Origin of the sequence: Thalassoroseus pseudoceratinae (genome assembly GCF_011634775.1) — a bacterium.
Classification (GTDB): Bacteria; Planctomycetota; Planctomycetia; order Planctomycetales; family Planctomycetaceae; genus Thalassoroseus; species Thalassoroseus pseudoceratinae.
The window spans coordinates 353,543-377,328 of sequence record NZ_JAALXT010000002.1 but is presented as its reverse complement, the minus strand read 5'-3'; the positions used below and the strand labels follow the sequence as shown (position 1 = coordinate 377,328).

The following is a 23,786-nucleotide window of genomic DNA, read 5'->3' as shown; positions in this document are numbered from 1 at the left end:
TGGACTAACTTTCACATCGGATTCCACCGAAGGAGGGTTGACCGCGCTCGGTTGGCTCGCCGGTTGGGGATCTAATTTCGTGCCTGACTTTAACGGATATCAAGGTAACTCATCGAACTGGGGGTTGATACTGTTGATCGAGCCGATGGAGAATCGTATACGATCCGTCCTTCGTGGCCACCAGGATACTGTCACTGACATCGAGCTTTCGAAAGATGGTCGAGTGCTGGCATCGGCTTCCTATGATCGAACATTAAGGCTATGGAGTGTAAGCGAAGGCGGTCTCTTGGCAACGTCCCCCCAGCTCGGTGCCACGCCTACGGATGTTACCGTCACCCATGACGGTGATCGCGTGCTAGCCGTATTGCAAAACGGTAGCTGTAGTTTGTGGCGTAGCGATACGAATGATATTGAGGAAATTTTCAGACCAGAAGAAGGTGCCATTTCGAGTGTGTGTTGGACACCGGAAGGCGACTCGGCGTTGATTGTGTCGGCTGACGGGCATCTTCACCGTTGGACAGTCGAAGGTGGTGTTGAGGCAACAGCAGCACTTGGCGACGGTCAGGCAAGTCGTTTGTTGAGCGTTCGAACGTTGGTCGCGGAACGTGGCACAGCTGGTTCGTTCTTGGTTGGTGGGCACACAGACAGTGAAGCACGACTCTGGCAAGTAACATTAAATACGCTAGAAGCCAAAAGGGTTCAGTTACCAGTTCGTCTCACCAGCGTTGATTTTATCGCCACATCTAGCTCCTCAAATACCGTTGCAATTGCTTCAAACGACGGCCGGATCGCCGTTACGCAGGAACCGGACTTAAGCGATTGGCGGGAAATTGTTGCAGCATTCGAAGGCCCAAAGGCAATCGCGTGGTCCAACGATGGGACATCGCTCGCGTGGTCAACGGAGTACCAACAAGTTCCAGGTCCGATCAACTCGGAAACCTTCGACACGGAATTCGAGTTTCAAGGTCCTGTTTTGCGTCCAGCGAGTCCTGGAAAAACCTATTGTCATCCTCCCGGTAACGAAGATTTTGAAGTGACGCACGATGGCGAAACGCTTAAGATTCTCCGTGATTCTGAGACAGTTGGTACTTTCAAGAGCCCGTTTGGAAAGATCACGTGCCACAAGCTCATCACTAAGTCAAGGGTAGTCGTTGGGACATCACGCGGATTGTTCTGCTTCAACTTTAGCAATGGTGCCGAGCCCGCCATTGTGACATTAAATGCTGACGACATTCAGTTCTATGATCTCTGTAAGTCACCAGATGGACATTATATTGCATCTATTTCGGCCGACGGAGTCGTCCGAGTTTGGGACCCTGAATGGAACCAAGAGCTCTTGGCGATCTTTGCTAATAAAGCATCTGTTGCGGCCTGGTTGCCGACTGGAGGCTTCTACGGCGATCACGAAAATATCCGTTGGACAATCCACAATGGTTCCGATGGATCACCGCACGAATATGTGGAGCCCACAGATATTCACAGGCGACAAACACTAGGTGCAGTTGCCATTTCAGATTTAGGCATGATTCGAAATGGCAAGGAGAACATTACGAATGCTGTAGCAGCGTTGGTCCTTGAGGATCTTTCAACGTGTCCTAACGAAGACCGCAGGCATATGCGGTATTTGACGTATCGGAATAGGGTTGTCGGTCTCAGAAACAGTCTTTCAGAAGGCTATTCGTTGCGCCTTAGTGATGCGCAGAGCTTTGCCAACGAGCTTACATTTGGTGTAAATAGTTTATCGACTTCGGCGGAGATCTTTGTACCTCGGATAATTGATGCCCGACGAACTGTGTTTAGGTTGGACCTGCGAAAGCTAGGATGGACAGCATTAGGCTGGGATCAAGTTGCCGCTATGCACCCGGATCCCGGAGGTATTGCTCGCTGGACAACGAACGGGATCGAACGGCACACCGGATGCAATAAATCGATCTTGCCAGCTGACTGGTTTCTCCATGCATGTCTTCAGCCGCCCGCGTATTATAGGTTGCTGAGATTGCCTCGAACAGTCAAGAAGCTGGAACGCCGGATTGGAGCGAGCGTTCGAGCAGCACAGAAACCCAAGGTTGGTGACATCCTGCGGATAGGCATCTCCCGGTCGACGTTCTTTAAACCAACGGTGAATCGGATCATCGACCGTCACGAGATCACATTGGATGGTCGCGCCTATTGGCGGACATTTGACTTCCGCGATGGGAGTGGGCGAGGCAATATTTTTCGATATCCCTTCGGGCCAGGCAACGAAGAAATCTGCTTCAAACACAGTGGCAGCAAAATTCACTTTCATTTGCCGAATGGACTGCAGGCATTCTTCCTCGCTGATCGAAACGGTTTGCGGGCTGACGCTACTACAGAGGCGTATGGTCAAGAAAGCAGCCCCCAAGTGCGGATGGGAACACTGCATCATCGTCAAAGCACTTTTGGTAGATTGATCGCTGGCCGGGATTGCTTGTCTAACTGCCACTCATCCTCCCCGATTCATTCGATTGGAAAATTCGACGAAACCATGCCGTATTTACAAGCATTCGGCGCTGAGGCACTTGGTCTTTCAAGTACCGAAATGGAAGGTCTTGGGAAACTGTATGCAGACAAAGATTCCCTAGCTGAGGCAAGGTCAAGAGACATTTCCCTGATTCGCGAAGCGCAACGACGCTGTCTTATCACGCAACCGCATAACGCATACGATTCCCCAACTGCCGTTTACATCGTAAGTCACTATCGCGAAAAACTGTCCTCACATATGATAGCGGCTGAATTGGACACCTCGGAAGACACTCTTAGAGACGTGCTGAACGACGAGCGGCTGTCTGGTGTGGTGGGACCGGCGTTCATTCGTGGCGGCAGTGCCGATCGTCAAGCTATTGAAGAGTGCCTGTCGGACTTGCGGCAAGTAGTGAGAGCCAAAGGTGAATTGCTTCCTTGAGTTTGCTGTTTGTTGAAAGGCGTAGCTGCTAACTGATCTTCTTCAACAATCACGAGAACGCCACAGGTTTGACGACTTCCCATCTCCATCCGGCAGTAGATTAACTACACATCGGCGTTTGTCCCGACGTCTTTCTTCCCGATATCGCGTAATTCTATTTCGATCGATGTTGCTGATGCTAGGTTACCCCTAAAAGCAGTACTGCAACCAGAATCGATTGAGTCGCCTGAACTGCCGTATTGACGACAGTTTGTAAAACTCGACCTCGGGGTCTCCGGAGACCGAGGGGTAGCGAACACAAATATCAACGCTTACCGAGTTTGCGACTTTATGACTGTTGGAGGTTGTAGGCATGGTTGCAGCAATTGTTGTCACTAGATCGCACAACCTTCCTCCACGGCTTCACCGCCCTTGGTTTGTTGTAAGTCCACATTGCAGTCGCGAGACATGGCCAGCCCAGCCGAGAGACAAACTGAAACTACCAGCAAATGCAACGTTGTTTATTGGTAATTTCGTTGTAGGACCGGGGACCCAAACTGAAAGATGAGGAGCGAATCTGCTGCCTATCGTCTTTGATCGAACTCTAACAGATTGAGCTTGCAGGCAAACGTGACCTTGGTTGGCAAGTTTCTGCGAGCCGTGAAATGTTGCCACGAGCATCCGTGGTTTCTTGTCGTGTATCATCCTTCGTGAATAATTTGGCGGCGGTCTGGCATCAGCATATTCGGTGGAGGTTTGCCTTCTATCAGGCCATTAGTATCTACACATCTTCTTCAATGCACAAACTGAACCAATTGTCAACAGTTTGAAACCCAGGCGAAACCGCAGCCCTCAGGCCGAAGTGCACAAAAGAACCGTCAAAACACTAGTTCATAAGTTTTTTTCTTAAACGGTTTATGACTTGTGTAGACATCAATGCTATCAGGTGAGGGCTGATCCTGAGCCGATTGTGCAACCGACTGTTGGACAAAGCTCGGTACGACTAAGTGCAGAGGGCAACCCGTCAGCGACACCGAGATATAGGTCCCTGATTCGAGGTTCGATCTCGTTTGCATGGCACTCGGCTATAAGATCGAATGCACCGCTTTTCTGCTTTGGGAACGCAGGCCTTCGGTTCCGTAGGTCGGATGTGGAAGGCTGCAAACACCGTAAAAACAAGGCTTTTCGACCAAAACTCTTTCCACAGTTTACACGATTTCGTGCAGTTTTGGATGGGTTTAGTGCATCGAATCGTGCAAAGCCTCTGGTCACTGAGCTGATCGATCTTCCCTACGCAATACAATCGGCCCAACCGATTTTCCGACTGTCAAAATGAAGAAAGCCATATTAGTCGCGCGCTGATTCCTGCGCGCGCAACACTCGTTGGCTGACAGTCTCGAAGCTCTCGCCCAGATCACCTGGTGTAAGATGTGGCTCAATAGCGTGAAACTCGCGATGTACCCGACAACGTGTAATCTCGGGTGAGCGTCTGTGTAGTAATATCGAGAGTGCAAGCATCTCCGGTGAGCTAAGGCCGTCCCGAGCACACGCACTCGCGACGGCAAGAGGTGTAGGCACTTGCAGCTCAGCCACCGAATCATGTTCCTGCAAAGCCCGATGAATTTGAGGAAACAGACCAACGAGATACGAGACGTCAAGTGCTGTTCGCTGGGTCAGTTCTCGGGCTCTGTGGCAATGTGAATTGCTTCTCTTCGCTGGAGGACAAGCAGCCTCTATGTCCGCCAACGTGGAACCCGCAAGAAACTTGTTAAACACCGTTTCCAGTGTCGAAATTGCATCTGAAGGAATTGGGTTAACGGATTCTGGTGTCCCAACAATCTTCTTTACAGCTGACCGGTCAAACATGCGATCAGCTAGTTTCAGGTGCGATTTCGCCCACCTGAATGCGAACTCGATCCATTGGAGGACAGTCCAATTCCCAACGTCAGATTGAAAACTCAACTCTTCGCCGATACTCTTGAAAATGACGGCCGGCACACCATTGGATGAAGCAAGTTCATCTGCCCATGAGACAGTCTTGCCATCCAGCAAAAGTTCTGTTCGCTTCCCGATTGCCTTTTGGATCTGTTCGGTGAATTCCTGAAGTCGCGACTCTGATTGGGCCTTGAACGCGCCGAGTGAACGTCCCAGCAAAGATGCCGTCGGCTCCTTGTCACTGCCGATAGGCAATCGATTGGCAAAATATGCTGGAGTCCCGCGCAGCGCCTCCGTGCTAAGCGCAATTTCATCAAGCATCAATTCGACTGGATCCTCAATCGACAGGCACTGGTCTTCCTTTGAAAAAATCGAATCCTTTAACTCAAACCAGGCGTGTCCGATCGTCGTGGTTTCTTCATTGATGTCGAATTCAATCGGCGAGTCCGTAACCAGCAACACAATCCCTTCAGGTCGAAATCCGGCCCGACCGGACCTACCGGCGGCGTTGAGTAGGTCGTGGGCATCCATCAACGCTCGAGCATTGTTCGTCGTGTCAAATCGGTGGGCACCGGCGATGATCACGGCTTCAGCAGGCAAATTCATACCTTGAGCGAGCGTCGGAGTGGCAATGATAATACGACCACCTCCGGCCCTTCGGAACACGCATTCCGCTAACGATCGTTCGACAGAATTCAGCAGGCCGTGGTGACAGCTGCTACCTTTGCGATGAGGCAACAATGCATGTTCAGAGCCTCCTGCCTCCTCAATTGCTGCATCCTGGAGAACCCTTTCGTTGTCAGTCAGAGTGATTGTCGCTTCAGGCGGGAGACTGCCGTCCGCGTTGGCCGCCATCTTCTCGCAGTGCAACTTGTTCTGTGAAAAAACGATCGTCTTGATGCCGCGCTTGGCAAACTCGGCAGCAAGCAACTCCGCTACTGAATTCTTGTTGTTCGTTAGTTCCCATCTCGCGTTGATGTCCAGCGGCAGTTTCTGTGGAGGTAGTCGACAGAAACGGAAATCGTCAACATCGTTCGAATTCCAGGTTTGACGCAACGAGAACAGGCCATATGGAGTTGCGCGTTGCCGTTGCTTTAGCGCCTTTGGCGGCCCCTTGGTTGTCGCAGAGTTCCGTGTTGTCGTGATGTCACTTCTTAGACCAGTGATCTCGTCAGCCCCGTAGACAAGACACCCCTTGGCCTGACGAGTGGGCTTCCACCGTAGATCAAGAGCCAAGCAACTCCGCCCGAAACTCGTCGAAATCCAATCGGAGATTTCGTGGGCATTGCTAATCATTGCGGATAGGAGGACAAAGTCGGCAGTATCCGTTGCCTCGACAAGCCGCAGGAGAGCCAGCATGGCATCGATTGCTCGCCTGTCTTCGGTGCCTCTCGATGGATGGAGAATGTGGCATTCGTCAATGACGACAAGACCAATTTCTTTAAAGGCTTTCGGATGCAGGTCCAACAACATGAGGCACCGCTCGGGCGTCATGACAGTTACATCTGCGAACGTCGACTCGTCATCTCCCAGCTCCGCATAAAATCCGTCGCCGATTATGGAGTCATGAATCTTGTAATTCGGGAAAGTTGACGTAAGCGAGGCACGTACCTGATGGCTGAGTGCGTGTGTTGGTGCCAGGAAAACGACCTTCCGGCCAGACAGCAGACACGGTGCTATCTTCAGTTCCGCAAGGGTTGATTTGCCAGCTCCTGTTGGGAAGCTGATCACTGATGACACTCCACAGTTGAGGAACCCGGACTTTACCGCCCGCAGATGGTTGTGCCACAGTAGGGGACGAGAGGCAGCCATTCCGCGTACGAATTCGATCCACTTTTCCCGCTCAACCCCGCTTGGTGACGGAGTATGCACGACACCGCGCGGAGGCAATTCGTCTGACAACCGCCGTAAGAGAGCCGCGAGAAAATAAGGTCCTGAGAACATAGAATCGATTGTCAGCTCATCATCGCCCTGATCAAGACTTACCGATTCAAGCGAGAGTGTCATGACCTCATCAAAAACGTTTGCTGGTGCCACTGTCGCGGTCGCCTCTGACAGTAATTGTGCACACATTAGTCCGACCCCCTCCGCCAGTCGCAGCCATAGAAGGCCAGTGGCCACGTCTCGATCGTATTGCTCGTCATTTTCAACTGTATCGAAGTACCCGAACCGCGATGATTGGGCGGATTCTCCGTGCTCAACGGCTTCTTCGAAACGGGTAACTGCGAGCGCACAGATCGCATCTCGCAGGACCGCCGCTTCTGCTGACGACACGTCGCTTTTTGTCGCAAACCTAGCGACTTCGCTCGCATCGGCGGGATACCCAGCAATCAATAGCAACACAATCGCGGACATTGCATCGGGAACCTGATGTGCTGAGAATTCCGAACTAACGAACGTCGACGTTTCCGCGATAACGGTAGCTTCCGCCAACAGGCGAAACGCAGTGCCAGACACGTACGCGGCCGGTTCGGTTTGTTCGACTGCAACGCCAGCAGCAACATAACTTGCGTACGTTGAGGCCATTTCCCGAAGCCTTGTGAGCCGAGATTCGAGCTCGTTATCCAGCTGAGCGCTTCCTGATGCCATTGTCAGCCGGAGGGAAGCGATCTCAACGAAAAACTGAGACAGTTCCTCTGGTAGGCGATCTGTGTCAACGTCCGCTAGGTAAGGAGCATTCTGAATCAGCTGTCGTGTTTCCTGATCGAACATGTTTCTGGTTTCTACTTCGTTGGGAGTTTGTTCAGGTGTTCGACAACTTTGTCAGCGAGTTGCTGGAGCCAAATGCGAACATCATCAGCCAAGATCAATTCGCCGCCACGCCGTTCGATATCGCCGGATACGCAATCGTCGAATCCTTTAAAGAGATCGATCTTCTTTGGCAGTTCTGACTCACTCGTAGCGATACAGACCCGGTACCGAATCGTCTTTCCGAAAAGTGAAGATTCCAACAATCGCTGACGTTCTTCTTCGTCTGAAGTGTGCGCTCGTACCAAGGTTGTTACCCCTGTAAGAATCTGGTTTTCTCGACTTCCACTTTCGATGTCTCCAATCTCCGGCACAACCTTCTTCAAGAACGTTTGCCTCGGATTCTCAGTCGCCTTGTCTTCCGTCAACAGAACGAATTCAACCCTTTCATTGGAATCTGCAATACGAATTGCCAGCCCATCGAACCCCTTTTGAGACGGCATCGGGTGTGGGGCTTCAAGAAGTACTTTTCCCTTCGTCCGCAATGCCAATGCGATCCACGAGACGAATTGAAAAAGCCAGCCATCACGGTTTTCCAAGCATCCGACATCAGTTTTGGACAGCTCTTCAATCGCACGCTCAACAGGTGCTTTTCGGGTGGTCCAACGTCCCGCTGAAAGTCCTGTCAATACGTTCGACACATGGTGAAAGTGCCCGAGCATAAGCATCCCGACGTACTCGACAAGCCGATCATCATCAACGACCTTCCAGCGAAAGGCGCGATGTGTCTTGGTCTTTTTCTCTTCAAAGCTGATAGGCACGTGAGGCCCCGCGAACCGATATGAAGTCCCGGACAAGAAAAACAAGACTACATTGTAAAGCGTGTTGAGAAACAATCTATTCAGCTGGGCGATTTCAAACCACGATTGCTCGGCAGTCTGGGCAGAGGCACAACGGGCAAATAAACGTTAGTCAAACCGAGGTCTTGTGGGCTTCTACGAGCCTCTAGCCGTGAAGAGGAACCCAGATAACGCGTGATCATCTCGGCGATCGAATGCGTTCGATACGACTAACCATCAAACGTAATTTCATCCGGCGTCAACCGATCTTGCTCGGCCGCTCGGACGGTGAGCACAAAGACTTCGTCGCCCTTGATCGTAAACACGGCACGATAGCGGGGACGTGAACCGAGCCCGACCAGCTTCTCGCGAATCTCATACGAAAACTTGTCATTCTCGATGGATAGCGAATGGCTCTCCGGGAAATCACGCAGAGATTCCAGCTGCGTTTCCACCGTATCCAGCCAGTGCGCCGCCTGCTCGGCCGAATGGTGCTCAGCCCACCATTGGGCGTTGCGTAAAACTTCACCCTTGGCCTGGGGAAGAACGATGACGCGAAAGCTCATTGCTGCCGTTGTCGAAGGCTCAATTCTGCGCGAATTTCATTGAAGGCTTGACCGAGGGGAACGCCTTCGCCCGCCTCCATTTCCGTAATTCCTTGAGCAATGGCGTCACGGTCTTGTTGTCGACGCAATGCATCCATCGCTTGACGGTGCGTATCGCCATCGACCACCACATAGATGCGGTTGTTTTCCGGATTGACGACCTCCAGTTCCCCCGTCTGGGAGTCACGCAGGGCGTCAGCCAATTCTTTGCTCAGTTTCGGCGTCATGTGAAAAGTATACCACTCACGGCAGGGCAAGAGAACAACAAACGCCGCTAATCCCCTCCTCGGTACGGCCGGGGACGTAGCACCACACCCACCGCTGATTGGTGACGTCCACGTGACGAGCTTCGACTTTCAAAGACTCCTGCGGACGACAGCCCGTCTCCCACGTGACCGTTATCAAGTCTCGTAGCTGCGGATTGCGGACGAACGAAAGCAGTCGAGCGAATTCGTCCGGTTCAACCAGCATTTCCTTTTCTTCGGCGCTGGGCACTTCCAGATCGGCAATCGGATTTTCCGTGAGGTAGCCCTGTTTCCTGGCCCACTTGAAACACCGCTTCGCCGAGCGGAAGTAGTTCCGCCGAGACGTGGTCGACAGTTCGTAGCCGCTGACCCAATCTTCGACGTGGTACGGCCGCAGCTGATGAGCCACCAGCTTCGGGTATGCCTGACAGAGTCGTTTTAGACGGTAGCGATACCACTCGTAAGTGTCGGCCGCCCGATGTCGCTGGACCCAATCCAGGAATGCATCGACGACTTCGGGCAGCGAGATGGTGGTCGTCTTGGGGGCAGATCGGCTCCGCTTTGGCTGAGCCATCAACTCGTGGAACCGCTGGAAAGCGGCTTGGCGATCAGGCCCTAGATTGACCTGCTTGCCTTCGAACCAGACGTACCAACGCTTGTTGGACTTACGAAACCACGGTTTGTTCGGACGTGACATGGATGACCTCCCGGCTTGAGAAAACACTCGAAGCAGGCCGAAAGGTCTTGTTTCACCCCTGTCCAGTTGCCGCTAGGCAGGGGTTTTTAGTGCATGTCAATCGTGCATGTGACTCACGAATCGTCGTAAGTCGAGTACACCCCAGAGGATTCGAACCTCTAACCTTCGGTTCCGTAGACCGATACTCTCGCCAGTTCACTCTGTTGCTTGTTCTTGGCGTAGTTGTGGACACGACCACGCCGGTAACAATCATTTTCATGTAATATTGCAAGTTCCCTCGAGATAATGACTTATGCCCTGCGTCCGCTAAGACTCAAGGTCGCACTCGGCAGCGGATCGGCATCCCCCCTCAATCGAATGACAATCTCGCTGATAAGACGACCAGCCGGATTTTCAAGAATCAGATTTATCGCTTTGCCTCTGTTCTTAGTTGATCTGGCAGAACTCGTGCTGGACGCGCGATGGAATATGCCTGACGTTCTGCAGTTCACTCACGGATCAGATGCTGACAACAGGTCCCCCCGCTTTTGTCCAAAACGCACCGAGTTCCTTGGCAACGATTCGCACTTGCTTCATCACTAAATCGGCGGACACGACATGGTGTTCGAAAGTGTGCAGAAACTCGAACTTTTGCCGTTTGACAGTCACGCTGGGGTCCTTATGCCAGGCCTGGGCGTGCAGTCGAGGAATCCGTCGCCAACCGTTGAACTTTGCGGAATTCTCAGCACAATGGGTCGACTTGCACACATATCCACATACGGATCGTTTGTTACGTTGGACAGGATCTGGTCCCGGACGACGTAAAATTGATCGCGGAGTCAAACAAACCACCAACTGGCAAGTGGTTGTAGTTCAACTTACCCGTGAAGAGGCATCCCATGACAGATTCGCAACCGCTTCGGCGACAGTGGAACCTGCTCATGCGGCTGAATGCGTTGCGGTTTGGGGCGACGGTCGGCGAATTGGCTGCAGACCTGGAAATCTCGCAGAAAACGATCCGTCGGGATTTGGAAACGCTGCAAGCCGTAGGGTTTCCGCTGGAACCGGTGGAAGAATCACATGGCCGCAAACGCTGGCGATTGGACGGCGAGTTGCATTCGCCGGGTCTGACATTCTCGCTGGAGGAAGTCGCGGCTTTGCACTTGGGGCGGCGATTTCTGGAACCGCTCGCTGGAACGGTGTTCTGGGACGGCTCGCAGAAAGCGTTTCGCAAAATTCGTTCTGCGTTGGGCAATCAAGCGCTCAGGTACCTGGAAAAGATGGCGTGGGCGTTTCACCGCACGACCCTCGGCCAGTGTGATTATGCCGACCAGGCGGAACTCATCGATCGGCTAATGATCGGCATTGAAGATCGCAAAATCACTTTCGTCACGTATCGATCGGTGCATGCAACCGAACCGGTCACCTACGAGTTGTACCCGTACGGATTAGTGTCGCATCGGCAGGCGCTTTACCTGGTCGCCTTTGCCCCCGACCGCCGAGAGATCCGCCACTACAAAGTTAACCGCATGCACGATGTCGAGGTGCAAGCCTTGCCGTTCAATAAGCCGGCGGATTTTCATCTGGCAACGTACTTTGAACAAACCTTTGGAGTGTATCACGACGGCAGCGAACCCACCCAAGTTCGAGTGCGTTTTCTCTCCACCGCCGTGCGATACCTCGAAGAGCACCGTTGGCACCCGACGCAACAAATCACGCGGCAACGCGACGGCAGCGTCATCGCCGAATTTCACTTGGCAGCGACCGAGGAATTCAAAAGCTGGGTGCAAAGCTTCGGCGCCCAAGCCATCGTACTCACACCAGAACGACTTCGGGAAAAGATACAGGCTGAGCTCCGAAAACTTCTGCAGTTGTATGAATCAAAATCGGATCGTCCCCAAACTAGCAACGCGAAAAGTCGTCGCTGAATTCGCCTCGGATGGAGATGACAAAGATGTCATGCCTCGATATTCGTTTCACACTGACAACTCAAAAATCAATTCCGTCAGATCACGGTTACTTTTTGTATTCGGCGATTTCGCGGGTGTTGCCGGAGATTCATGCTAGCGACGGGATCGCGGTGCATCCGATTACGGGTCGGCAGACCGGCGGACGGTTGATGGCGGTGATGCCGTGGAGCAGTCTCACGCTCCGAGTGCCGGACGGGCGTGTCGGAGAAGTGCTGCCGTTGGCGGGGCAGTCGTTGCGGATTGGCGAAGCCACGCTACACGTCGGCGTGCCGCAGGTCGCGGCATTACGACCGACCTCTGCACTTCGCAGCCGATCGGTGACAATCAAACTTCCCAAGCCGGTGACGGACGACGATTTCGCCGCCGCCGTGCGTCGCCAACTCGATGCCCTCGACGTTTCTTCACAGACAATCATCACTCTCGTCAAACGCCGCACCCTTCGAATCAAGCAGCGAGAAATCATCGGTTATGAAGTCCTCATCGAAGGACTCACCGCCGAAGAATCCCTCGCCGTGCAATCCGAAGGCATCGGTGGGAGGCGTAAGTTGGGTTGCGGTGTATTCGTTCCCGTGAATTAGAGTCAATCAGGAGACCATCAGTCGTGGATCCACAACGCCTTTGGGCTAAGAGTCAGCCCTATCATTGGGACGATAACGACCCCCGCATTCACTCCCTGTACCTGCCCCAACATTTGCGAGACGTCTATCAGGCGGCCACGCAAATCTTGGACTGTAGCGGAGAAGCTCAACTGCGGGCATTGGGACTTGATCCGGAACTCTGGAACACGCGATTTCGGCAAGTCGTGTTGCTCGCGGCGGCGATTCACGATTTAGGAAAGTGTGGCAGTCATTTTCAGAAGATGTTGAAGGACCGCGGCCGACAAGCGATAAGGCACGAGTGGGTCACGCTGCTGATCGTCGATCATCCCGAGTGGACACAATGGCTGAAGCCCGCCCTCAGCAATCAGGCGGATTGGGAAATTGTACGTTGGGCGGTCGCCGGTCATCATCCGAAGTACGGGCGGACGGCGCCGCCGAATCCCGAAGACGGGCCGGCCGCTATTCGTTTGCCACTCGACGATTCGGATTTCACGAAAACCGTGACTTGGTTGAAAGAAACATTCGGTTTGGACGGCTCACCACCGCAAGAAACGCGTTCCGTTTCACTGACCTTCGAACCGGGAAACGGGTTCGATCAACTGGCAGAGCATCACTATTCGGCGGAAGACGAGTTTGATGACTTCAGCCCCGACCAACGCCGGTTTGTCGCGGCTGTCAAGAACGCTTTGATTGCCGCTGACGTTGCTGGATCGGCCCTTCCTAAAGATGTCCCAGATACCGAAGAACGTAAAAACTGGGTCGCCGGTGTCTTGAATTCTGCCACGCTTCCGAACTCCGAACAGTATCGAAGGATTACCTTTCAAACCCTCCACAAAAAGAACTCGTCGTGCAAATTGGAGTCGATCGAAGAGTCTCTCCGGGAGTTTCAAAAGCAAGTCGGGAGTTCGGCGTCGCGGGTCACGCTGGTCCGGGCCGGTTGTGGGACAGGAAAGACAATCGCCGCCTACTGGTGGGCGGCTCACACTTGCGACAGTCGCCGCCTGTTTGTCTGCTATCCGACCACCGGCACAGCAACTGAGGGGTTCCATGATTATCTGATGGACCCCAAGTTGGCGGAAATCGTGAAAACGGATCTCGTGCATGGTCGCCGATCGGTTGATTTCCGAATCCTCGAAGCAGATGAAGACCGAAACCATGTCATTGCCCGAATTGCCTCCTTGGATATCTGGCGTACTCCGGTGGTCGCCTGCACTGTCGACACTGTGTTGGGGGTGATTCAGAATAATCGCCGTGGCCTGTTCAGTTGGCCGGCGATTGCTCAAGCCGGGTTCGTCTTTGATGAAATTCACAGCTACGATGATAAACTCTTCGACGCCCTCTTGCATTTTCTCTCTGCACTGCGAGGCGTACCGATCCTCTTGATGACGGCGAGCCTGCAAGCCCACCGATTCGAGGCAATTCAAAAAATTCTGCAAGCCGGAGGCGAAGGACTTGCAACCATCTCCGGCCCCAAGAGCTTGGAAACCGCACCGCGGTATCAGTGGCGAGACGACATCAAACTCAAAGACACAAAAACAGTAGATGCTCTTATTCTTGAGGAACATGCCCGCGGCGGAAAAATTCTCTATGTCTGCAATACCGTGACTGAAGCTTTGCGAACGGCTGAAAGATTGGAGGAACTCAGTCCGATTGTTTACCACAGCCGCTTTCGGTATTGCGATCGAGTCGAACAACACCGCCAAGTTGTAGAAGCGTTCCTACGAGAGAAGAAAACTCCCGCTTTGGCAATTTGCACGCAGGTTGCCGAAATGTCACTCGATCTATCGGCGACTCTGCTCGTGACGGCGCAGGCACCGGTGCCGTCATTGATCCAACGCCTTGGTCGTTTGAATCGGATGGAGAATCCCGAGCGGCCGCGACCGTTTGTCATCGTCGAGTCTGTCGGGCGGGACGGTAAATATTCTTCGTTACCCTATGAGGAGGACGATCTCAAAATCAGCCAGGAGTGGTTGGAAACGCTGGGCAGCAAGCCGATCTCCCAACGCGACTTGGCCGAAGCTTGGGAAAGCCTCGAAATGAGCCGGTCATCGACGGAGCCGCCACGTTGGCAAAGTGCTTGGTTGGACTACGGCCCGGCAACACCGGTTCTGGAACTTCGCGATGGCTCGCCGACACTCACGATTGTGCTCGAAGAGGATTGGCCTCGGCTGAAGGACCCTCAGTGTGCTGCGGATTTAGTCGAGGTGGCTGTCCCGATGCCGGTCCGACCGGGAAACGATTGGCAACTTCAGGATTCACTTGGTCGGCCCGTCGAGTTCAACGGCGTGGCTGTCGCCCGTTCGAGCAGTTATCAGTACGATCCTCATCGAGGTGCCCAATGGCTGTAACCAAGACCAAGAAACCGAAGCCGTCTCCGGACTTGACGTTCGACCTGTTTGCTCCCGGCATGACTCCCTTGCATCGAGCAGGTCTAGGAGGGTTGGCCGCAACGCTCGTTGCAATGGAACGGCGGAACAAACTCGGTCTGATCTCTGCGGAAGCTCGACCGGGCGATTGGTCCGATCACAAGCCTCCCTGGACGCTAGAATCCGATCGTTTGACACTACACTTCGGCGAACCTCAGCAAGCCGGTGATTACCTCCGGAAATTGTTCACGTTCGCCTTCGCCATCAAAGACAAACTGATCGACCTGCCGGGCACCTACCGAGACGAATCGAATCGCGCCGTGCGAGCAGAGTTGCAACATGGGCTGACTCTGACTTTTCTACAATTTGGTCCGCATCGCAAACTCGATACAGCGACAATGCAATCCTTCGATGTCGATGGTGACGGAAGTGCAGCCGTTGTCGTCGGACTCCGGGCGTGTCAGTCGTATCTGCATCAAGATGCGATCAAACGATTGAAACTTTTGGACAAGCGAGAACGCATTGTCTGGAAGGCGACCGAGACCCCCAGCGCGTTTAATCCGGGAGCCGTTGTCCGTCATAACGCTTATGGCTCTGATACCCGGATCGAAGAGCTTCCGCCTGCGGGCATCGCGGCCTGCTTCGCTCTCGTGGGCTGTCTCTCGCTCGCCGTCAATCGAGGTTTGGGGGTCTTGTTAATTCCAAATGTCGACGATCTGGAGAAATTTGCCAAGGCCCGGCCAAGGATGACACCGACGACGCTTCGGGAATGTCGCGTCGCGGGTACCAGCGATGCTGCCTTACAAGCTCAAACGCGACTTCGTGCTCGAGGAGTCATGCAGCGGCACGGCTTGAGCGGATTCGACGTTATGCGTCTCCGTCCAACACAATGGAACGAGAAACAAAAAACACGTGTGGCGACGGTGAATGTTCCTAATGGCAACGATTTAGTTCTAAGTCGATTCGATTTGGTATTGCGACATCTTCCACCGCGGACTTACGCCTATGCCGAATCGGTGGTCCGCAGCCGCGGACGCAGCAAACGGACTCAAGGAACGGTGTATGTCTGGCGGTGGACGGATAGCATCGTCCGACCTTTAGTGGCCGATAACCTCGCATCCGGTCGTCGCTGGTACACCGGATTCACAAGATTGATGACTGAACGGGATAGTTCCCATCACCCCAACCACGAACGAGTTTCTTATGAAGCGGAAGGTCTCTATGCCATGATCAACGAAGACCAACATCAAATGACCGAAGAGAATGAGCGAGTTTTTATCGCCGCTATTCATCAAGCTATTTCAAATCAACTTGGCAAAATCAAGTCTGAGACGCTTGGACGAGGAGCCAACGCGAATGCACCACTTTCACAAGCGGTTAAGAATCGATGGAACAACTTCATGAACCGTCTGCGATTGTCCTTGATCAATGCAAAAACAGAAATACAAGTGCGTGGAGCTATCAACCTACTACTCATTCGAGGTGGCTGGATCGAGGGCATCAAGAATGAAGAAGGTCTCAACCATGTTCATCACTTGATCTTTCACGACGATTGGCAGCGGCTTCGTGATCTCACCATGCTCGCAGTTGCAAGCCATACCTCACGCGTTGAGAAAGATTCTTCCGAGAACTCTGCTGAAACTTAATGAGAAAAGAGATTCGTCGGTCAAATAGTCTTCGTATCAGGGAATACCAAATGACGCTACATGTTTTCGCCAACATTGTCACTAGTTACGGTACCGCGGGGAACAACCGCGGTGAGACCGAAGGTAACACCACCACGCTGCAAAAACTCATTTGGCAGGGGCAGCCGCACACGACTGTCAGTGCGGAAGCCATCCGCTTTGCATTGCGGCGACTGCTAGCCGACAAAGAGGAAGCCGGTACCAATCGGACTTGGAATGAAGTCACTCGCAAGAATGATTGGCAAGATGCCGAATTTAAAGATTGGGGAGCTGATAGCGCCGGCTTTATCGACGACGATTTGCTCGGTTTCATGTCGGCCGAAGCTGCCAAGGAAGAGAATACGAAAGGTTCTGCAAATGTACGGCGGGCCGTTCTGGAAATGACTCGGGCGGTCTCGCTGACTCCCTGGACTGGAGATGTGGTCTTCAATGCAGCATCTCCCCGAGCCACCGCTTCGGCAGCCAAGGGCGACGGTGACAACCCGGTCCCCTATATGGCCGAGATTCACGCCACGCGGTATCAATACGGTTTGGCAATGACACCCGCCGCTCTTCAGAAGCCTTCGCGTGCGGCCAAGGCACTGGAGGCAGTCGGCGAACTTGGCACCGTGGCCGGTAACCATGCTCGCTTTCTCTTCGACTTCGCCCCGGACGCGATCGTCATCCGCTTGACCAACGACCCCGCTCCCCGGTTGCTGTATTGCTTCGAACCAGCGGAAGGCGGAAAAACGGTCCGCGTTTCTCCGCTGACCAAAAAAATGGAAGCGGGCGACATCCGACCCGATGAACTAATCGTCGGTGTTTCCGACTTGAATGCACCGTTAGTCGATTCACTCCGAATAGCAGGCGTGACGGAAATCCACGGGGTCCGTAACGCCGTCGAGCTGGCTGCTCGACGTATCAACGAACATTCCGGTGTGAAAGGATAACAAAATGCTCGGCCTCTATGTCACCGTGCCCGTGGCCTGCTTTCGGAAAGGGTTCGCACGTGAGTTCCTAGAAACCGAAATTCTCCCGCCGCCATCAACTTGTTATGGATTCCTGCTATCTCTCGTGGGGGAGTCCGATCGGCAACATCATGTCGGTTGCCGCGTGACCGCTGCTTTGATTGCTCGTGAGCCGCAAACGAGCACGGTGCTCCGCACGGTCTGGCGGCTCAAACATCGGGATCGCGAACCGGGAGCATCCGGCAATATGCGGCCGGACTTCCAGCAGCTTTTGACCGGATTGGAACTTGCCATCTGGATCGATTCGGCTGAGGAATTGGGGAACGAACCGAGTTTGGAGGAACGCGTCGCGACGGGATTGAAATCTCCTGAATCGATCCAACGCTACGGCGGCTTGAGCCTCGGCGAAAGTACACATCTAGTCAATGATCTTCGCCGAATCGAAGATTGTTCGTCTCTGAAATCGAATCAGGTGACCGTTCAGATGTTCGCAGTCGCCGAACGTGGGCGGCTGACTTTCCCGGTATGGGTCGATCACGTGGGATCGGCGCAGACGCGGTATGTCACCGGCCAGCTCACTGAACAACCAGCGATGACGCCACCAGATCGAAATCGAATGCCTCAAATCTGTCCCTGAACTACGCATCCCTTACAAAGAGAGATGGCCATGAGCAATCGACCGCGTTCCGAGCCGAACTCTTCAATAACGATGCCACAGGCTTCATCCGCGGTCGAGCCGCCCGAGGACGAGCCGTTGGTGCGGGTGATGGCGTTGCATGCGCTTTCCTATTGCGAGCGGTTGTTCTATTTGGAGGAAGTCGAAGAGATTCGTGTTGCGGATGCGCCGGTGTATGCCGGCCGACGGCTGCACGACGATCTTCTGCCGGATGACGAGCAGGCAAGCGAACGACGCAGTTGGGAACTCTCCAGCACTCGCTGGGGCATTTTCGGAAAGGTCGATGCGGCTCGTCGGCGGGATGGGCCGTGGGTCGTCTATGAACACAAACGCGGGCGTTGCCGACGCGGACCGAACAAAGAACCGCGGGCATGGCCAAGCGATCAGTTGCAGGCGGTCGCTTACGCCGTGCTGCTCGAAGAAGAACTCGGACAGCCGGTTCCTGAGGCTCGGGTGAGATACCATCGCGACAACGTCACCGCTAGGGTTGCCGTCGATGAGGCTGCTCGCGAGGAACTGCGGCAAGCGATTCAGCGAGCCCGAGAACTGCGAGCACAAACGACCCGACCGCCGGTTCACGAGAACGAACGCGTTTGCACTGGTTGTTCGCTTAAAGTCGTTTGTCTGCCGGAGGAAGAACGCCTGGAAGAGCGTCCGCACTCGCCGACCTTTTTCCCGGCGAATCGCGAAGGGCAAACGCTGCATGTGGTTTCTCCCAAAGCTCAAGTGTCTCGCAGTGGGGAAACTCTGGTCGTGCGTCAGGATGATAGTCAGCGTCAAACCGTCCCGATTCGTCTCGTCGATTCGGTGGTGGTTCACGGTCATGCGCAAGTCACGACGCAAGCGATCCACTTGTGTGCTCATCATGGAATCGGAGTCCACTGGCTAACAGCCGGCGGCCGCTTTAAAGCGTCGACCATGAACTCATTTGGGCGCGTGCAACAACGATTGCGACAGTATGAAGCTTTGTCCGATGAAACGACTTGCATCAACTTGGCTCGACAACTGGTGCACGCCAAAGTCGAGTCGCAACTCCGATACATTCTGCGAGGAACCCGCGGGAATGAATCGGCGCGTTCGGCCGTTCAAACCGACATCGAACGGATTCGTGAAGCGATGCGGAAACTCGATTCCGCTCAATCGCCCGATACGTTGCTGGGATTGGAGGGACTCGCCGCGAAGTCCTATTTCGCCGGTCTCCCGCAATTGCTGAGCGCGTCCGTGCCGTCCGAATTGCACTTCAGCGGTCGCACAAAACGCCCCCCGCGGGACCGGTTCAATTGTCTGCTCGGCTTTGGATACGGCTTGCTGCAATCGGCCGTCACCCGGGCTATTCTGGCAGTCGGTTTGGAGCCGTCATTGGGTTTCTATCACCGTCCACGGTCCGCCGCTCACCCATTGGTGCTGGACTTGATGGAGTTGTTCCGCGTGCCGCTGTGGGACATGCCGCTGGTCGGCAGTCTCAACCGGGGCCAGTGGCAAATCGAAGACGATTTCGAATTGCGTCCTGGACATGTTTGGCTCTCCGACACCGGCCGCAAGAAAGCCCTCACACTCTTCGAACAGCGACTCGAAGAATCCGCCAAGCATCCTCATACCGGGCAGGCCCTCACATATGCTCGGATGTTGGAACTTGAAGTCCGCTTGCTAGAGAAAGAGTGGACCGGTTGCCCCGGCCACTTCGCGAAATTCCGCCTTCGCTAGCACAGTTTACTTTTGACCGTAGCGGTTTCTGTCTCGTGGAAGTCAGGGAACAAAGATCTTTTCGCGTCCTTCACGGACACAGAAGACCGTAATACGGTCTAGAGCAAGGGGCCCTATGAAACATTGGCATCTCATCACCTACGACGTCCGCGATCCGAAACGGCTGCGAAAAGCCGCGAAAACTCTCGAAGGCTACGGCACCCGGATTCAGTACAGCGTGTTTCGTATTCGGCTGGATGCGAATACGCTGGAGCGACTGCATTGGGAACTGGGTCAAATCCTCGCCGACGAAGACGATCTCCTCGTCATTCCCCTCTGCCCAACGTGTGCCGGCAAAGTTCCGCTCCACTCCACGGGCGACCAGAGTGACTGGACCGATCGGCCCCAATCGTTCAAAATCGTCTGAGACTGGACCTGCAAGCTGCAGACTCATGCACCGTCGGGTGGCCGACGAACTACGTGTATCATCTTGATCATAAACCCAGTGGACTGCGGCTGTTACGGCCAACATTGGGTCATTGAGGTTCATGAAAGGCCTGCTGGATGATGGATCTGCCTTTCCAGGCAGAAGTTAGGAGGAAAACGAACGCATGTTAAGCGACCACGTGAGCTGAAATATGTCAATCCGTAGTGTAAGCCCCATGATGCGTGAAAGACGCCCCATTAACCTGTTACCGCTTAACAGTTTACGACCGATGCCGTTTCAATTCCGATAACGCCAACAGGCGTTGAGCACTGGGACCAGCACGATGCGGAAAAAGCGATTGCGGCCGTTTCAATTCCGATAACGCCAACAGGCGTTGAGCACAGGATCCCGAAGTATTGCAAGCACCCGAACGGGCAGTTTCAATTCCGATAACGCCAACAGGCGTTGAGCACCTTGACCGCCGGGAAATGACTTTGATATCGCAGTTGAGTTTCAATTCCGATAACGCCAACAGGCGTTGAGCACATTCCCGTGGTTCGCGAATCTGGTCCATCTCGCCAGTTTCAATTCCGATAACGCCAACAGGCGTTGAGCACCAAAACAACACCGCGTTCGACGCTGACGTTGACTTGAGTTTCAATTCCGATAACGCCAACAGGCGTTGAGCACGAAATCCTGACGCGGTTTCTGACGCGAGCCCGAGGTTTCAATTCCGATAACGCCAACAGGCGTTGAGCACTCGCTTAAAGCCATGCCGTCGCCTCCTGCCAATCGTGTTTCAATTCCGATAACGCCAACAGGCGTTGAGCACTTCTTGGGTTGCGTAGGTCGCCTCTTCAAACGTCCAGTTTCAATTCCGATAACGCCAACAGGCGTTGAGCACTTTCGCCGTGCTTTCTGGGTGGCAGTTTATTTGTGTTTCAATTCCGATAACGCCAACAGGCGTTGAGCACGAGCCAGACGGCAACCGTGGAACGGCACTGGCACTGGTTTCAATTCCGATAACGCCAACAGGCGTTGAGCACCTGACGGTGTTCCGCAATACTCCGGTCGGATTGCGGTTTCAATTCCGATAACGCCAACAGGCGTTGAGCACCATTATCAACTGCGATAGCATTGTTCGCAAAGATGCCGGTTTCAATTCCGATAACGCCAACAGGCGTTGAGCACACGAGGGGCTGTTTCCCCATCCAGTAGAGTTTTTGGTTTCAATTCCGATAACGCCAACAGGCGTTGAGCACGCACCCCGCCAGCCTGAAAAGTTCGTTCGGCTAGGGTGTTTCAATTCCGATAACGCCAACAGGCGTTGAGCACCCTCCACCGCCTTGTCGGTGTTCTTGAGACCGGCAGTTTCAATTCCGATAACGCCAACAGGCGTTGAGCACAGATCGACAGCGTTATTCAGGCAATTCGAGTCTCGAGTTTCAATTCCGATAACGCCAACAGGCGTTGAGCACCGGCCCACCCGGTTCTGGAACCATTCCTCGACCGCGTTTCAATTCCGATAACGCCAACAGGCGTTGAGCACGGTTGGAGCCAGGAAGCTGCGGAACTACCGGCGACGTTTCAATTCCGATAACGCCAACAGGCGTTGAGCACACTCCAGCACGAACAGCGATACCCCTAGAACCAAGTTTCAATTCCGATAACGCCAACAGGCGTTGAGCACTCGATAGTCCCCGAAACGACAGTCCATGACCACCCTGTTTCAATTCCGATAACGCCAACAGGCGTTGAGCACAGGAAATCAACCAGGGGGGAGCTGGAAGTGGGATGTTTCAATTCCGATAACGCCAACAGGCGTTGAGCACGTGGGGCGCGTGCAGTTGCGAGAGGGGAGGGCAACTAGTTTCAATTCCGATAACGCCAACAGGCGTTGAGCACATTGTTGATTTGGATTTTTCTGTAGTCCCGATTGAGTTTCAATTCCGATAACGCCAACAGGCGTTGAGCACAACGCACGCGATTACATAGGCGACGCGGTAGCGGCGAGTTTCAATTCCGATAACGCCAACAGGCGTTGAGCACACTTCGCTCATGCCGTGGTCAGTAAGTGGCCAACATTGTTTCGATTCCGATAACGCACCAAGGAGTTGAGCATTTGAAGTCTCTCGTGTGACTCGAACTGTTTCCAGAGAGATACCAGCCCCTGATCGAGAACCGACCAGGGACTGCCGAAGTAGGCCGTTTTCCGATTTTTCCGATGATAGAAAGCGGTGCGAAGCAATAACGCGGACAGTCTTAACTCGTGCTAGGCGATTGGTAAGTAGAAAGATCGAGACTCTTGGTTCTTCTCACGTTAGTCCGCAGTTGCCGTTCGGCGGCTTGCAAGTTAGACCGTGGCGAACGCGGCTTCACAATCGAGTTCGCCATGGAAGGCCCGCCAGGCGTCTCGCAGTTCTCGGCGGAGTTGGCTGACTCTTCCCGCGGAGATGCGAAATAGCTTGGCCACCTTTTGCGTGCTTTCCCCGTTAGATAACTTAAGGGCAATTTGTTGATCGCGGGGATCGAGCGTCTTCAACCAAGCAGGGAAATCAATCCGGCTGGCGGCCAAATCTGCGGGAGTGGCGTGCCCGTCTTCGACGAGCATTTCCTGCCATTGGTGTTCGCGATCATTCCAGCGACACAGCGACTGCGCGCGTACGCCTGTTTGGCGTTGGCAGTGCCGGGAAGTAACGTCATGGACGTTCATCGATTGTCCGACAAGGCGGCCACTGCGGACTTGGGCAATCGCATATCGTGCTAGACTGGTGGGGTTGCCGACGTGCGAGCGGTTCTGCTCGACTAGACGGGCATACGCCTGGAAGCAGTTGCATACCACTTCTTGAATGGCCTCTTCTGCTCGGTTGGCATTAAGATGTCGAAAGGCGAAGTCGGCTTGCTTTTGGATTGTCGGCAGCATGTTCAAGAAATCGCGATGCCAGCCTGGACGGGAATCCGTAGCACAGGGACATGCGACAGTCGCTACGGCGGATGAAACATTGGATTCGGGCATGGGACGAACCTCGAGATAGGCCGCCCCCGTGGGGCGGCTGTGAAAAAACACAACCGCCCCACGCACATGCGTTGGGCGAAAACAAAAGCGGCCCCTTGGAAGCAAAACGCTTTTCCAGGGAGGCCGAGTGGGCGAAACAAAGACGTTCGCGAAAGCTAAATGTCGGGCATTATTCGACTTGCCACCTTTTCGGGTTGGACATAGCCAAGCTCCATTGGTCGGTGATCCCTTCGAAACCGAGACTTAAGCCGAGACCGGTTCCCAGACAACGGCGACGGTTACCGATTAATGTCGTTTCAACTGTTTTGAGAATTTGTCGCTTTGCCTGAAGGCTTCGATTGAGATCCGTCATCTCTTTGAGCCGGTAACTCGCTTGTCGAGCCACGGCGGTTTTCCGCTAAATCGTGGTTCTGGTGTCGAGACGATTCATCAAGTGGTTCGATTGTTCGCTGTTCGGCAAGCCAGCGTTGCAGCAAGGTCGGAGCAATCGCCTCGGCAAATTCTTGGTGGATGTCGTCGGTCAGCAT

General features: G+C 53.9%; 17 protein-coding genes, 1 tRNA gene and 1 CRISPR repeat array. Of the genes, 9 read left to right on the top strand and 9 right to left on the bottom strand.

Going from position 1 to position 23,786, the window contains the following annotated elements:
* The first annotated feature begins 79 nt into the window (after positions 1–79).
* The gene (locus G6R38_RS07120; protein ID WP_166822036.1) at positions 80–2,923 is read left to right on the top strand and encodes a WD40 repeat domain-containing protein; all 2,844 of its coding nucleotides are present in this window, start codon (positions 80–82) and stop codon (positions 2,921–2,923) included.
* A gap of 1,326 nt (positions 2,924–4,249) precedes the next feature.
* On the opposite strand, the gene G6R38_RS07115 is transcribed toward G6R38_RS07120, so the two are convergent.
* The 7 genes from G6R38_RS07115 to G6R38_RS07085 all read right to left on the bottom strand — a co-directional run bounded on the left by G6R38_RS07115 (position 4,250) and on the right by G6R38_RS07085 (position 10,559).
* Positions 4,250–7,192: a DEAD/DEAH box helicase gene (locus G6R38_RS07115; protein WP_166822033.1), complete on the bottom strand. Its 2,943-nt coding sequence runs from the start codon at positions 7,190–7,192 to the stop codon at positions 4,250–4,252.
* Positions 7,193–7,560: 368 nt separating this feature from the next.
* A complete protein-coding gene (locus G6R38_RS07110) occupies positions 7,561–8,346 on the bottom strand; it encodes a hypothetical protein (protein ID WP_166822030.1) in 786 nt (261 codons plus the stop codon).
* A gap of 248 nt (positions 8,347–8,594) precedes the next feature.
* Positions 8,595–8,930: a type II toxin-antitoxin system RelE/ParE family toxin gene (locus tag G6R38_RS07105; protein ID WP_166822027.1), complete on the bottom strand. Its 336-nt coding sequence runs from the start codon at positions 8,928–8,930 to the stop codon at positions 8,595–8,597.
* A complete protein-coding gene (locus tag G6R38_RS07100) occupies positions 8,927–9,196 on the bottom strand; it encodes a hypothetical protein (protein ID WP_166822024.1) in 270 nt (89 codons plus the stop codon). The genes G6R38_RS07105 and G6R38_RS07100 overlap by 4 nt, the downstream gene beginning before the upstream one ends.
* Before the next feature lie 16 nt (positions 9,197–9,212).
* A complete protein-coding gene (locus tag G6R38_RS07095; RefSeq protein WP_166822021.1) occupies positions 9,213–9,911 on the bottom strand; it encodes a site-specific integrase in 699 nt (232 codons plus the stop codon).
* Positions 9,912–10,046: 135 nt separating this feature from the next.
* Positions 10,047–10,115, bottom strand: a tRNA-Arg gene (locus tag G6R38_RS07090).
* A gap of 294 nt (positions 10,116–10,409) precedes the next feature.
* Complete coding sequence (locus G6R38_RS07085; RefSeq protein ID WP_166822018.1) at positions 10,410–10,559, bottom strand: hypothetical protein; 150 nt, start codon at positions 10,557–10,559, stop codon at positions 10,410–10,412.
* A 230-nt stretch (positions 10,560–10,789) separates the two neighbouring features.
* Between G6R38_RS07085 and G6R38_RS07080 the strand changes: the two genes are divergently transcribed.
* From G6R38_RS07080 to cas2, 8 genes are all read left to right on the top strand, one after another.
* Positions 10,790–11,818: a helix-turn-helix transcriptional regulator gene (locus G6R38_RS07080; RefSeq protein ID WP_166822015.1), complete on the top strand. Its 1,029-nt coding sequence runs from the start codon at positions 10,790–10,792 to the stop codon at positions 11,816–11,818.
* A gap of 26 nt (positions 11,819–11,844) precedes the next feature.
* Positions 11,845–12,438 (top strand): type I-MYXAN CRISPR-associated protein Cas6/Cmx6, encoded by a 594-nt coding sequence (gene cas6 / locus G6R38_RS07075; protein ID WP_166822012.1) that lies wholly within the window; start codon positions 11,845–11,847, stop codon positions 12,436–12,438.
* Positions 12,439–12,461: 23 nt separating this feature from the next.
* Positions 12,462–14,807, top strand: coding sequence for a CRISPR-associated helicase Cas3' (cas3, locus tag G6R38_RS07070; protein WP_166822008.1), 2,346 nt, complete (start codon positions 12,462–12,464; stop codon positions 14,805–14,807).
* Positions 14,798–16,471: a type I-MYXAN CRISPR-associated Cas8a1/Cmx1 gene (gene cas8a1, locus G6R38_RS07065; RefSeq protein WP_166822005.1), complete on the top strand. Its 1,674-nt coding sequence runs from the start codon at positions 14,798–14,800 to the stop codon at positions 16,469–16,471. The genes cas3 and cas8a1 overlap by 10 nt, the downstream gene beginning before the upstream one ends.
* A 50-nt stretch (positions 16,472–16,521) precedes the next feature.
* Positions 16,522–17,439: a type I-B CRISPR-associated protein Cas7/Cst2/DevR gene (cas7i, locus tag G6R38_RS07060; protein WP_166822002.1), complete on the top strand. Its 918-nt coding sequence runs from the start codon at positions 16,522–16,524 to the stop codon at positions 17,437–17,439.
* 4 nt (positions 17,440–17,443) lie between these two features.
* Entirely contained in the window at positions 17,444–18,094 is a 651-nt protein-coding gene (gene cas5 / locus G6R38_RS07055; protein ID WP_166821999.1) for a type I-MYXAN CRISPR-associated protein Cas5/Cmx5/DevS, read from the top strand.
* 30 nt (positions 18,095–18,124) lie between these two features.
* Positions 18,125–19,837 carry a type I-MYXAN CRISPR-associated endonuclease Cas4/Cas1 gene (locus tag G6R38_RS07050; RefSeq protein WP_206028495.1) on the top strand — a complete coding sequence of 571 codons (1,713 nt, stop codon included), beginning with the start codon at positions 18,125–18,127 and terminating at the stop codon, positions 19,835–19,837.
* 115 nt (positions 19,838–19,952) lie between these two features.
* Complete coding sequence (gene cas2, locus G6R38_RS07045) at positions 19,953–20,243, top strand: CRISPR-associated endonuclease Cas2 (protein WP_166821996.1); 291 nt, start codon at positions 19,953–19,955, stop codon at positions 20,241–20,243.
* A gap of 294 nt (positions 20,244–20,537) precedes the next feature.
* A CRISPR array of direct repeats spans positions 20,538–22,365; the repeat unit is 36 nt; unit sequence GTTTCAATTCCGATAACGCCAACAGGCGTTGAGCAC.
* Positions 22,366–22,596: 231 nt separating this feature from the next.
* Here cas2 and G6R38_RS07040 read toward each other — a convergent pair.
* Positions 22,597–23,259 (bottom strand): hypothetical protein, encoded by a 663-nt coding sequence (locus tag G6R38_RS07040; RefSeq protein WP_166821993.1) that lies wholly within the window; start codon positions 23,257–23,259, stop codon positions 22,597–22,599.
* A 296-nt stretch (positions 23,260–23,555) separates the two neighbouring features.
* Positions 23,556–23,786: a hypothetical protein gene (locus G6R38_RS07035; protein ID WP_166821990.1), complete on the bottom strand. Its 231-nt coding sequence runs from the start codon at positions 23,784–23,786 to the stop codon at positions 23,556–23,558.

Excerpts from the sequence above, each read along its gene's own strand:
- G6R38_RS07115 (WP_166822033.1), bottom strand. The coding sequence starts at position 7,192 with ATGTCCGCGATTGTGTTGCTATTGATTGCTGGGTATCCCGCCGATGCG.
- G6R38_RS07105 (WP_166822027.1), bottom strand. The coding sequence starts at position 8,930 with ATGAGCTTTCGCGTCATCGTTCTTCCCCAGGCCAAGGGTGAAGTTTTA.
- G6R38_RS07100 (WP_166822024.1), bottom strand. The coding sequence starts at position 9,196 with ATGACGCCGAAACTGAGCAAAGAATTGGCTGACGCCCTGCGTGACTCC.
- G6R38_RS07095 (WP_166822021.1), bottom strand. The coding sequence starts at position 9,911 with ATGTCACGTCCGAACAAACCGTGGTTTCGTAAGTCCAACAAGCGTTGG.
- G6R38_RS07080 (WP_166822015.1), top strand. The coding sequence starts at position 10,790 with ATGACAGATTCGCAACCGCTTCGGCGACAGTGGAACCTGCTCATGCGG.
- cas6 (WP_166822012.1), top strand. The coding sequence starts at position 11,845 with ATGTCATGCCTCGATATTCGTTTCACACTGACAACTCAAAAATCAATT.
- cas8a1 (WP_166822005.1), top strand. The coding sequence starts at position 14,798 with ATGGCTGTAACCAAGACCAAGAAACCGAAGCCGTCTCCGGACTTGACG.
- cas7i (WP_166822002.1), top strand. The coding sequence starts at position 16,522 with ATGACGCTACATGTTTTCGCCAACATTGTCACTAGTTACGGTACCGCG.
- cas5 (WP_166821999.1), top strand. The coding sequence starts at position 17,444 with ATGCTCGGCCTCTATGTCACCGTGCCCGTGGCCTGCTTTCGGAAAGGG.
- G6R38_RS07050 (WP_206028495.1), top strand. The coding sequence starts at position 18,125 with ATGAGCAATCGACCGCGTTCCGAGCCGAACTCTTCAATAACGATGCCA.
- cas2 (WP_166821996.1), top strand. The coding sequence starts at position 19,953 with ATGAAACATTGGCATCTCATCACCTACGACGTCCGCGATCCGAAACGG.
- G6R38_RS07040 (WP_166821993.1), bottom strand. The coding sequence starts at position 23,259 with ATGCCCGAATCCAATGTTTCATCCGCCGTAGCGACTGTCGCATGTCCC.
- G6R38_RS07035 (WP_166821990.1), bottom strand. The coding sequence starts at position 23,786 with ATGCTGACCGACGACATCCACCAAGAATTTGCCGAGGCGATTGCTCCG.